Annotated in this window: 11 protein-coding genes and 2 pseudogenes; all 13 read right to left on the bottom strand. The window is 55.6% G+C overall.

From position 1 onward, the window contains the following. Positions 1 to 62: 62 nt before the first annotated feature. The 13 genes and pseudogenes from VU18_RS09130 to trpB all read right to left on the bottom strand — a co-directional run bounded on the left by VU18_RS09130 (position 63) and on the right by trpB (position 11,205). Positions 63 to 683, bottom strand: coding sequence for a DUF1405 domain-containing protein (locus VU18_RS09130; protein WP_011231674.1), 621 nt, complete (start codon positions 681 to 683; stop codon positions 63 to 65). A gap of 78 nt (positions 684 to 761) precedes the next feature. Further along, the gene (locus VU18_RS09135; protein WP_011231675.1) at positions 762 to 1,526 is read right to left on the bottom strand and encodes a menaquinol-cytochrome c reductase cytochrome b/c subunit; all 765 of its coding nucleotides are present in this window, start codon (positions 1,524 to 1,526) and stop codon (positions 762 to 764) included. Positions 1,527 to 1,575: 49 nt separating this feature from the next. Continuing rightward, positions 1,576 to 2,250 carry a menaquinol-cytochrome c reductase cytochrome b subunit gene (gene qcrB, locus VU18_RS09140; RefSeq protein ID WP_011231676.1) on the bottom strand — a complete coding sequence of 225 codons (675 nt, stop codon included), beginning with the start codon at positions 2,248 to 2,250 and terminating at the stop codon, positions 1,576 to 1,578. A gap of 3 nt (positions 2,251 to 2,253) precedes the next feature. Then, positions 2,254 to 2,763, bottom strand: a complete 510-nt coding sequence (locus VU18_RS09145; protein WP_011231677.1) for a ubiquinol-cytochrome c reductase iron-sulfur subunit — start codon at positions 2,761 to 2,763, stop codon at positions 2,254 to 2,256. A gap of 144 nt (positions 2,764 to 2,907) precedes the next feature. Then, a complete protein-coding gene (locus VU18_RS09150) occupies positions 2,908 to 3,363 on the bottom strand; it encodes a YpiF family protein (RefSeq protein WP_011231678.1) in 456 nt (151 codons plus the stop codon). Positions 3,364 to 3,451: 88 nt separating this feature from the next. Continuing rightward, positions 3,452 to 3,985 (bottom strand): ReoY family proteolytic degradation factor, encoded by a 534-nt coding sequence (locus VU18_RS09155; protein WP_013144907.1) that lies wholly within the window; start codon positions 3,983 to 3,985, stop codon positions 3,452 to 3,454. 56 nt (positions 3,986 to 4,041) lie between these two features. Continuing rightward, on the bottom strand, positions 4,042 to 5,298 hold the full coding sequence (locus tag VU18_RS09160) for a tetratricopeptide repeat protein (RefSeq protein WP_031206411.1): 1,257 nt from the start codon (positions 5,296 to 5,298) through the stop codon (positions 4,042 to 4,044). A gap of 271 nt (positions 5,299 to 5,569) precedes the next feature. Beyond that, positions 5,570 to 6,121, bottom strand: a pseudogene (locus VU18_RS19945) (3-phosphoshikimate 1-carboxyvinyltransferase); the annotation flags it as partial. Position 6,122: 1 nt separating this feature from the next. Continuing rightward, a pseudogene (locus VU18_RS19950) lies at positions 6,123 to 6,853 on the bottom strand (3-phosphoshikimate 1-carboxyvinyltransferase); the annotation flags it as partial. 27 nt (positions 6,854 to 6,880) lie between these two features. Further along, complete coding sequence (locus VU18_RS09170) at positions 6,881 to 7,984, bottom strand: prephenate dehydrogenase (RefSeq protein WP_013144904.1); 1,104 nt, start codon at positions 7,982 to 7,984, stop codon at positions 6,881 to 6,883. Between the two features lie 87 nt (positions 7,985 to 8,071). Continuing rightward, entirely contained in the window at positions 8,072 to 9,169 is a 1,098-nt protein-coding gene (hisC, locus tag VU18_RS09175; protein WP_021322189.1) for a histidinol-phosphate transaminase, read from the bottom strand. Between the two features lie 31 nt (positions 9,170 to 9,200). Then, complete coding sequence (gene trpA, locus VU18_RS09180; protein WP_025039234.1) at positions 9,201 to 10,007, bottom strand: tryptophan synthase subunit alpha; 807 nt, start codon at positions 10,005 to 10,007, stop codon at positions 9,201 to 9,203. Beyond that, complete coding sequence (gene trpB, locus VU18_RS09185; RefSeq protein ID WP_013524128.1) at positions 9,991 to 11,205, bottom strand: tryptophan synthase subunit beta; 1,215 nt, start codon at positions 11,203 to 11,205, stop codon at positions 9,991 to 9,993. Before trpB ends, trpA begins: the two co-directional genes overlap by 17 nt. Positions 11,206 to 11,406: the final 201 nt, after the last annotated feature.

Here is an 11,406-nt window from a genome sequence, read left to right on the forward strand (position 1 = left end):
ACTTCTTCGTTGCATCTATAATAGAAAGCTGCCGCCCAACGTTCCTCCTTGTGTTCAACGCTCTACTCTGATGCCTGCCGGAAAGACATGCCGCCCGGCAGAAGCGGCTGGCGCCGGAGGCGGACGCCAAGCTGATACGCAGCGGCAATCGATGCGATGCTCAACCAAAACGTAAAATAGCCGATTTCGTTGGCGTAGTCAGCCAGCACACTATAGCGCGGCATCATGCCAAAAACGTAGTCGATGACATCGTTATGCAGCGTCCACACGGCCGCCAGCATAAGGTGAAGGAAGCGGAATCGATAAAACCGGGCGTACAGCATTCCTTCGATCGCCATCGCCCCGTGCGAAACGATCAGCATCCACCCGGCCCAATCGAGCGTGCCGGTGACGCGCCAAACGAGCACATTCATAACGACCGCCCAAATTCCATACTTAACAAGCGTCACCAAAGCCAACGCTTCAAAAAGCGGCGCCGACCTGCCGAAAAGCCATGCCACAAGGACGACAAGAAAAAAAAGGCTCGCCGTCGGACTGTCGGGAACAAACGGCAAAAAGATGGGCGGCGTATCGGCAAGTTGATAACGATACCAATAATATCCATAGATGGTGCCGGCCGCGTTGACGAACAAGAGCAGCCAAACAACCGGCCGGGAAGCCAACAGCGCATAAAGCCATGCCATCATCTGCACCTCGCCTCGGTTTCATGTTGGCACGAAAAAAGCTGACTAACGCGAGTCAGCTTTTTCGTGTCGAAACGATTATTCCGCTTTCAGTCCAGCGATGAATTCGGACAGTTTTTTCAACTCTTCATCCGTGCCCTTAAAGACGCCGGGCGGCATGTTGCCTTTCCCTTCTCTCGCGATTTTCGCGATTTCTTCTGGTTTCAAGCCGGTGCCGATGAGCGACGGACCAGCACCGCCGGACAAGTTTTGTCCGTGGCACGATGTACATGTGTTCGCTTGGGCGATTTTATAGCCTTCCGCGTTCGTGTCAATTTTCACTTCCGCCCGAATTTTCCCTTGTTCAGCCGCTTTTTTCCAGTCGTGTGTGACGACCGCTTCCCATGTCAAATAAATCATCGCCGCAAGCGCCAACAGCATCATCCCGGTCGCGACCGGACGCTTCCAAGGACGGCGCTCTGGGCCGCGGTCCAAAAACGGCGCCAATAAGAGCGCGCCGAACGCCAACCCCGGGATGATGATCGCGCCGACGACCGTATACGGACCAGACGCATACGAATATTTGAGCAATTGGTATAAGAACAAGAAATACCAGTCAGGCAGCGGCACGTACGTCGTGTCCGTCGGGTCGGCGATCCGCTCAAGCGGCGACGGATGGGCGACCGTCAAGCATAAGAAACCGACGAGAAAGACCGATCCGACCAACCATTCCTTGAGCAGGAAGTTCGGCCAAAACACTTCCGTTTTCCCGGGATATTCCGAATAGTCCTTTGGAATATTCGGTTTTCTCACCGCGGGAACACGGGAATCGCCGACGAATTTCATTCCTTTTCCGCGATGCATTGCGTGGTTCCCTCCTTTTTTCTATCGCCTCTAAACGCGGGCCGACCGATCATAGCGGACCGGAAATGCCTTGTCTGCGAATCATTAAAAAGTGCGCTGCCATTAAGCCGAGCAAAGCGGCCGGCAAGAAGAAGACGTGAATGGCAAAAAAGCGCGTCAACGTTTGCGCGCCGACAATTTCCGGGTCCCCAGCTAACAGCGTCTTAATGGCCGGGCCAATGAGCGGCGTCGCTTCCGCGATTTGCAAACCAACTTTCGTCGCAAACAGCGCTTTCATATCCCACGGCAACAAGTAGCCGGTGAAGCCAAGACCCATCATCACCATAAAGATCAATACGCCGACGATCCAGTTCATTTCGCGCGGCTTTTTATAAGCCCCTTGGAAAAAGACGCGCAGCGTATGTAAAAACATCATGACGATGACCAAGCTCGCCCCCCAATGGTGCATGCCGCGCACAATTTGGCCGAACGCCACTTCGTTTTGCAAGTAATACACCGATTCCCACGCGTTTTTAATATCCGGGACGTAGTACATCGTCAAAAACATGCCTGACAAAATTTGAATGACCGTGACAAAAAACGTCAGCCCGCCGAAACAATAGACAAAGGCGGAAAAGTGATGGGCGGGGTTGACGTGCTCCGGAACTTCGTGATCGGCGATATCCCGCCATAAAGGCGTAATATCTAAGCGTTCATCGACCCAGTCATACAGCTTGTTTAACACGCATTACGCCTCCTTTCTTGGTTTCGCCTTGCCTAAATACAGCTTGCCGTCTTTCACTTTGTACTCGTAACGGTCAAGCGGAGCTTGCGGCGGCGTCCCCGGAACGTTCGTGCCGTCCTTCTCATAGCGCCCATAGTGGCATGGGCAGAAAAACTGGTTCGGATGCTCTTTGTCCGTGTTCCAGTCGACCGTACAGCCAAGGTGTTTGCAGATCGGCGACAGGGCGATGATCTCCCCTTTGTCCGTTTTATACACCCATGCTGATTTTGGCTCTTCCGACTCGTACCAAGCGTCTTTCACCTTCACTTTAAAGTCGAAGCGCTTCGGTTCGGTCGTAATCTCTTTGACGTCTGCTACCGCGACCATCTCCGTCCCTGCTTCATCCTTCAAGATCGGATCGAAAGCAAAACGGAGCATCGGCATCAGCATTCCTGCCGCCATAAAACCGCCGACGCCGGTCAGCGTGTAGTTTAAAAACTGACGTCTCGTTACACGATGTTTGTTGTCGCTCATCGTCTTCCCCCCTCTATGCAAAATCAAGTCCGCACCGGACGATTGTATGTATAACACATATGGAAAACTAGGACATTCTAATGATAGCTCAATTGCTGGACAAGGTCAATATCGCAGGCGGCAAAACGTCGGACTTTGCCGCGTCTACTCTTGCGCCCATCGACCGATGAGAAAGCGGAGCAACTCGGCGGCCTGCTCTCTGACAAGCTCGTGCTTGTACGATTCACCCATGCTCTCGAGCGGAACAACCGGAACGAACCAAACGCGGTCAGCTTCTTCGCCCTCTTGCCACGCACGGTCGCACGTCACATAAAACAGATGCTTCATTCCTTCCCGCTTAAGCCGGTTGGTCCAATCCGCCAGCCTTTCGGTAAGCAGCGCCCGCGGCTCATCGGCAAAATACACAAACGACGGCATCAAAAACAACCGGCCCTTCAGCTGCCGCTCGACCTCGGCCGCGATGAGCCCGACAAGCTCCCCGCCGGAAGCGAGCCGCTTCGCTCCTTGGCCGAAAGCCACCGGCAAAAGCGGAAGGAGCGCCGTGTCGATGTAGTCGCGCTCTCGTTCATAGAGGGCGACGTCCTCACCTGTCCACTTCATTCGTACTCTCCTTTTCCTCAAAGTTTCTTCCCTTCATCACCATACCATATTTTTCGGCAAAAGAAAAACCTTGCCGGCGGCAAGGTTTTTACAATTTGTTTAATTCATCGGTCAGGCGGCGGAACGCCTCTTCATCATGGCGGTCAAGCGCCTCATCGATCAGCTTCATGAGCCGCCCGCGCCGGAATTCGTAAATGGAGCGTTCCAAAAACTGCTCGGCGAGGCGCTGGTCGTTTTCGCTCACTTGCGCCTGCTTCGGCGCATACGGGTTTTCCTCAAGCACAGCGACATATTGTGGCGAGTGAAAAGAAGCGCGGAAATTCAGTTGAATGTAAATATCTTCGTCGCGGTTTAAACGGATGTCATGGAACGATTTCTCTGCATCGGTTGTCATCACATTGCCTTTGTAAAAACGGAACGGCACATCGTCGACGCAGTGAGTCGACATAATGATGCCGCGCGGGCAATATTGGGCATTCTCGACAAAATGCACCTTTTGCATGAGCTGGTCATGGCTCATCAAATAGTTTAAAATCCAGACACACTCGCGCCGCTTCAACTGATAGTGGCTTAAAAACCAACGGATAAACTCTTTTTTCTCATTGACGGATACGTGCGTCATTGTGCGCTTCCCCCTCGATCGGTTTCCAAGAAAGAGGTTGGGCCACCGCTTCTCCCCTACTCTTCGAGCTCAAGCAGCATCTCCGCCGCCTCCGTATGGGTTGGGTCGAGACGGACGATCTGTTGAAATATTTCTTTCGCCGCCGCCCGATTTCCTTCCTCGATGAGAAAATATCCGTACTCTTCGAGGAACTCGACATTGTGCTTAAAGAAATTATATGCCTCGCTGTAATGATTTAATGCATCGTCGTACATCTCAAGCCGATGTTTGGCGCGCCCAAGGTCCCATTCAAACTGCGGATCGTACTCGCCATCGGCCATCGCCTGCTCAAGAAGCGCCACGACATCCTCATAGCGCTGTTCGTTTAGCCAAAGCGCCGATAAAACCGTGAGCGCCTCGATGTACCCGCCATCGATCTCAAGCGCTTTTTTCAAATGTTCCTCTGCCTCCTCCGGCTTGTTCAGCTTGAGCGCCAGCTTGCCTGCGTAAAGACGGAGCTCTTTGTTCCATTCGTCGACGCCGATGCCCTCAAGCGCCGTCTCATAGCTTTGCACGAGCCGTCCTTCTTGTTCATACGCTTTCGCCAAATAAAGGTAAAGCGGAGTGTAGTCCGGATCGAGCTCTTTTAAAGCGCTGAGCTTATCGATGGCCGTTTGTGTATAGCCGGCCTGCAACGCGGTGAATCCGTAGGCGAACAGCGTCCGACTGTCCATTTTTTCATTGAGCGCCTCCTCATAATACGGAAGCGCCGCCTCGAATTCCCCGGAACGGCTGAGCGCCTCAGCGATCCGCTCAGTGATCAAGACGCCGGCCATCTCCTTATTCGTCTTCCGCACCTGTTCATAAAGCGGCACGCTTTTTGAGTATTCCCCGTGCGAAAAATACAACTCAGCCAACGCAAACTGCACGATCGGCTCATCTGGAGCTTTCTCGTACGCTTGACGCAGCTTCCGCTCGCTCACTTCCGCCAGCCCTTGCATTTCGTACAAATCGGCGGCAAGAAGGCACGCGCGGACAAACTGCGGATCGTCTTCGTCGATCTCCGACAAAATGGCGAGCGCTTCCTCTTCGGCTTCAAGCTCCGTATACACTTCCGCCAAAAACAGGCGAATGTCGCCGTCATCCGGATAGCGGTCAGCCAGCTCCTCAAGCAGCTCCTTCGCCTCTTCCGGCATTCCCCATCCGTACAAGCAGTCGGCAAGCGCGTATTTTTCTTCATCACTTCCATATTTTTTCACTTTCGGCACGAGCGCCAACGCTTGGTCGACGTTTCCGTTTTCCACTAAGCGAATGATTTGTTCGACGCGTGTCATCGTTTCGTCAGCCCTCTCTTGCGGCAGGCGGCCATCCGCCTTTGCCATTCAAATCGTTATGTACTGTTACAATGGGAACATGAATGATGATAATCGATCATGGCCGTTTCCGCAACCAAACCGCTCGCCGTCTGGAAGGTGCGTCGTTTTTTCATCCAGAAACAGGAAATGTATCCGCTTTCAAAAAAATACGGAGCCCTTCCTCTCACTGACAATATATGAACGAACAACGCAAAATATGACCGCCCGCCCGCTTGGGGCGGGAGGCCTTTTACAGCAGCGAACGGAGGTCGGCAAAAAACGCCGGATAGGAAACGGCGACCGCTTCCGAACGCTCGAGGCGGACCGTCCCTTTGGCGATGCAGGCAGCAACGGCGAGCATCATGCCGATGCGGTGGTCGCCATGGCTGTCGACAACAATCCCGTCGGCATAAAGCGGCGTTTTGCCGCGGATCATCATGCCGTCGTCGGTTGCTTCGATGTCAGCGCCGAGTTTTTTCAACTCGGTGACGACCGTATGGATCCGATTCGTCTCTTTCACCTTCAGTTCGCTCGCGTCTTTGATGACGGTCGTTCCTTCCGCCTGCGTCGCGAGCAAGGCAATGATCGGAATTTCGTCGATCAATCTTGGAATCAGATCCCCGCCGATTTCGACCGCCCGAAGCGTCGACGTGCGGACCGTAATATCACCGACCGGCTCGGTTTCCTCGTGGCGGACGTTGTCAATCGCAATATCCGCCCCCATTTGTGTAAGCACATCGATGATGCCGGTCCGCGTTGGATTTAAGCCGACGTTTTTCAGCGTAATTTCGCTGTTCGGCACNATGGCGCCGGCGACAAGGAAAAAGGCGGCTGACGAAATATCGCCGGGAACGTAAATGTGCGTCCCGCGCAAGCGTTGCGGACCGGCCACCGAGACGGTCAAGCCATCCACATTCACTTCACCGCCAAACAACCGAACCATCCGCTCGGTATGATCGCGCGAGCGGTGCGGCTCAGCAACAGACGTCACACCGTCAGCGAATAAGCCGGCGAGCAAAATGGCCGATTTTACTTGCGCGCTCGCCACCGGCGAAGTGTAGCGAAGCGGGCGAAGCGCGCCGCCGCGGATGGAAAGCGGCGTATAATTGCCGCCCTCACGCCCGTCAATACGCGCTCCCATTTCGCGAAGCGGTTTCGTCACCCGCCCCATCGGTCGCTTGGCGATCGATTCATCGCCGACAAGGCAGGCGTGAAACGGCTGGCCGGCCAAAATGCCGAGCAACAGGCGCGCCGTCGTTCCCGAGTTGCCGACATCAAGCACCGCAGCCGGCTCGCGCAGCCCGCCGGGGCCGGCTCCTTCGACAACGACTGTCGTCCCGTCCTGGCGAATGTCAACGCCGAGTTTCCGGAAACAGTCGATCGTGCTTAAACAGTCCGCCCCAGGCAAAAAATGGTCAATCACCGTCCGTCCAGAAGCAAGCGCCCCGAGCATGACGGCGCGATGGGAAATCGATTTGTCGCCGGGGACTTCGATCATTCCTCGGAGCGACGACACGTTGGTTGGCAACTGCATGCAAAATCCCTCCATTGTTTTTCCTTGCTACCCTTCATAGGTGGCATAGTTCGTATGTTTGGCGAGGCACGCTTTCGCCCGCGCCCGATCGTCTTCGCTTTGGAAGCTGAGGCGGAGCACGCCGTAAATTTCTTCGCGCGTCTCAATGATGCGGATGTTCGTGATGCTGATGTTTTCTTCGGCCAAATAGCCGGTCACTTCGGAGATGACGCCCGGATAATCCGGCACGTCGACATACAAATCGTAAAACGACGGAATCGCTCCTTTCGTTCTCGACGGCAGCCCGTCGCGAAACTGTTTCGCCTCCAAAAAGTAATGGTAAATAGCGATGCTGTTTTCTTCTTCGACAAACGAACGCAGCCGCTCCATTTCGGCGATCCAGCGGTCAAAGAGCGCAAGCAGTTCATGCTTGTTATGGATAAAAATATCGCGCCACATTTCCGGATTGCTCGACGCGATGCGGGTGATGTCGCGGAAGCCGCCGGCCGCCAGCCGGCTGACGAGGGCGTTTTCGCACTCGTATTCGCGCGCCTGATGAACGAGGCTCGCCGCAATCAAATGCGGAAAATGGCTGATTACGCCAGTGATGCGGTCGTGCTCTTTGGGCGTTAAGATGACAAACTGCGCTTTCGTTCCCGCAAGCCACTGTTTCAACGCCTCGACTTGCTGCGGCGGCACATCGTCCGTCGGCGTCAAAATGTAAAAGGCGTTTTCAAACAGATGAGCCCTTGCCGCCGCCACACCGCTTTTATGCGACCCGGCCATCGGATGGCCGCCGATGAACGCTACGCCGTGATCCAACAGGCGGCGGGCGCCTTGGACGATGCGCTGCTTCGTGCTGCCGACATCGGTAACGATAACGCCGCGCTTCAACCGCTCGAGCGGCATCGATGAAAGCAGCGCCTCCGTCTGCATGACCGGAACGGCCAGAACGATCAAATCCGCCTGTCCGTATCCGTCTTCGGGCGAACGGGCGGCTTCGTCGATCACCTTGAGCGAACGCGCCAAGCCGAGCTGCCGCTCATTGACGTCGTAGCCGATGATCATCGCCTCCGGATGCGCTTTTTTAATCGCCAATGCAATCGATCCGCCGATCAAGCCGAGGCCGACAATGAACACTTTTCCTTCCAATCGTCCCACCTACTTTATGTAAACGTGCGCCCGCTGCTTTTGAAAAGCAACGGGCCGATCTTTTCTATCCATCCCGCCGCTGAACGGTCAGGCGAGCTGTTTTTCCCGAAGCAGTTGCGAAACGAGTTCCAACACCCGGTCGTTTTGCTCTTTCGTGCCAACAGTCACACGCACGCCGGTCGGCAGCCCAAGCGCTTGGCCCGAGCGGACAATGACGCCGCGCTCCAGCAAATAGCGGAACACTTCGTCGCCATCCAACCCGAAATCAATGAACAAAAAGTTTGTCTGCGACGGGTAATACTTCAGGCCGTTCTCCTCGCAAAAGCGATAATACCGCTCAAGCTCGGCGCGATTTCGTTCGACGCAGGCGCGGATGAACGCTTGATCGTCAAGTGCGGCCGCCGCGGCCGCTTGGGCGATGGTCGACGTGTTAAACGGCTCGCGCGCCGGCTCGACGGCGCGGATGAGCGTCTCACTCGCCACGCCGTAGCCGACGCGGAGCGCAGCGAGCCCGTATGCTTTCGAGAACGTGCGCATGACGACAAGCTGCTCGTACTCGTTTAAAAGCGGCACCGTTTGCGGGTAGTCGGGCGCCGTCGCATATTCGTAGTACGCTTCGTCCACGACGACGAGCACGTGCGGCGGCACGCGATCCAAAAAGGCGCGCAGCTCGATGTCATTCACATACGTGCCCGTCGGGTTGTTCGGATTGCAAATCCAGACGATGCGCGTGTTTTCATCGATCGCCGCAAGCATCGCCTCCAAATCATGACGCCCATCAACAAGCGGCACTTCGCGCACCTCGGCCCGCTCGATGATGGCATTGTGCCGGTATTGCGGGAATGTCGGCGCCGCCATCACCGTATTCGCCCCCGGCTCTAAAAAGGCGCGGCAAAAAATTTGCACCACCTCATCCGAACCGTTGCCAAACAGAAGCTGTGTTTCCTTGACGCCAAGATGCTTCGCCACCTTTTCGCGCAACGTGCGGGCGCAGCCGTCCGGATAGACGGCGAGGCGGTCAAGCTCAGCGGCGATGGCCGCTTTTGCCGCTGGCGACGAACCGTACGGATTCTCGTTAGAAGCAAGTTTGATAATCTCAGGCAAGCCATATTCCCGCTTGACTTCTTCGATCGATTTTCCCGGCTGGTACGGAGAAAGACCCCGGAGCGATTCCTTTACTTGCATGATTGTCGCCAACTCCTTCAATTCGGAACTTTTAGCGCGAAGAACACGGCTCCCGAAGCGGCGCGGCAAGCGAACGGGCGTAGGCAGAAAACTCGGCGACGGCCGCTTCCCTTTCGTCCGGCGCCTGCAACCTCGGAGCCAGCTGCTCGACTTTTTGCACGAGTGCGCTGCCGACGACAACGCCGTCGCACACCTCTTTCAACATCGCGACTTGCTCCGGCGCCGAAATGCCAAAGCCGACGGCGACCGGGACGCGGCTATGCCGCTTCACTTCGCGGAGGAAATCGCCGAGCGTCTCCGGCAGCGTCTCACGCACGCCTGTAACGCCTAGCGAGGAGACGCAATACAAAAACCCTTGCGCCGCCGAAGCGATCCGCTCGATCCGCTGCTTCGACGTCGGCGCAACAAGCGAAATGAGCGGGAGACCAAACCGTTCGCCAAGTTCGCGGAGCGGACCGCTTTCCTCAAACGGCAAATCGGGAATGAGCACGCCGTCGGCGCCATTTTCCTGCGCTAAAGCAAAAAAGGATTCTTCTCCTAATTGTAACACAGGATTGTAATACGTAAAGAGAATAATCGGAATGTTTACCCCTTTTTTTCGCATCTCGCCAATAAGCTGAATGGCTTTCGGCAGCGTCATGCCCCCGTCAAGCGCCCTTGCGGCGGCGCGTTGAATCGTCGGTCCGTCAGCGAGCGGGTCGGAGTACGGCACGCCAAGCTCTAATATGTCAGCGCCGGCCTCCTCAAGCGCCAAGGCGAGATCGATCGTCACATCGGGAGCCGGATCACCGGCAACGATAAACGGGATAAATAGCGGCGGATTAACGGACAGTGGCAATGTCTTCACCTTCCCTCGCACCAAGATGGCGCATCATCGTTTGCACATCTTTATCTCCGCGGCCGGACAGGCAAATGAGCACCGTTTCATCCGGCGGCATCTCGCGGGCGAGCTCGACGGCTTTCGCCACCGCATGGGCCGACTCGATGGCCGGAATGATGCCTTCCGTTTGCGCCAACAATTGAAACGCAGCGACGGCCTCGTCATCGGTCGCGCTTTCGTAGCGGACGCGGCCAATGCTCGCCAAATACGCATGTTCCGGGCCGACGCCGGGGTAATCAAGGCCGGCTGAGATCGAATACGGTTCGAGAATTTGTCCGTACTCGTCTTGCAACAGGTAGGTCATCGCCCCGTGTATGACCCCTTTCGTCCCTTTTGTGATTGTCGCCGCATGGTGCGGAGTGTCGATCCCTTTGCCGGCCGCCTCGACGCCGACGAGGCGGACGTCATCTTGCAAAAACGGGTAAAACATGCCGATGGCGTTGCTGCCGCCGCCGACGCAGGCAACGATGACATCCGGCAGCTTCCCTTCACGGGCGAGAAACTGTTCTTTCGCTTCATCGCCAATCACGCGCTGAAACTCGCGCACCATTTTCGGGTACGGATGCGGACCGACGACCGAGCCGATCATGTAAAAATGGTCGTCGCAGTGGGCGACCCAATAGCGAATCGCTTCGTTCGTCGCATCTTTCAACGTTCGGTTGCCGCTTGACACCGGCACGACTTCGGCGCCCAACAGTTTCATGCGAAACACGTTCAGCTCCTGCCGCTTGATGTCTTCTTCGCCCATAAAAACGATGCAATCCATGCCAAAATGGGCGGCCACCGTCGCCGCGGCGACGCCGTGCTGGCCGGCTCCGGTTTCAGCGATCAGCTTTTTCTTGCCCATCCGTTTTGCCAAAAGCGCCTGGCCGATCGCGTTGTTGATTTTATGGGCGCCCGTATGGTTTAAATCTTCGCGCTTTAAATAAATTTTCGCGCCGCCGACTTGCCGTGTCAAATTCGGCGCGAACGTGAGCGGGGTCGGGCGACCGGAGTAATGCTGCAAAATGCGGATGTATTCTTGTTTGAACGATTCATCGGCAAGCGCTTTGTCAAGCTCCGCTTCGATTTCCTCAAGCGGAAGCATGAGCGTCTCAGGGACAAACTTGCCGCCGAAATCGCCAAACCGGCCGTATTCATTCGGAACGCGTTCCATCATCTAACCCCACCTTCTCCTTCATATAAAGTTGAAAGACGAAGAGCCGCATTTCTTCAGAGAGCCTGCGTTTGTTCATCGTCCGAGCGTCAGCGCCGTCTTTTGGCCCTTCGTTTTGTTATTTTTTTTATCAGGTGTGTTGATGAACCAATAAAAAGTCTGTCGAGAAGGCTCTAGTCCGAGCTTTTCTGCCGTAGTCGG

Origin of the sequence: Geobacillus sp. ZGt-1, assembly GCF_001026865.1 — a bacterium.
GTDB lineage: Bacteria > Bacillota > Bacilli > Bacillales > Anoxybacillaceae > Geobacillus > Geobacillus thermoleovorans.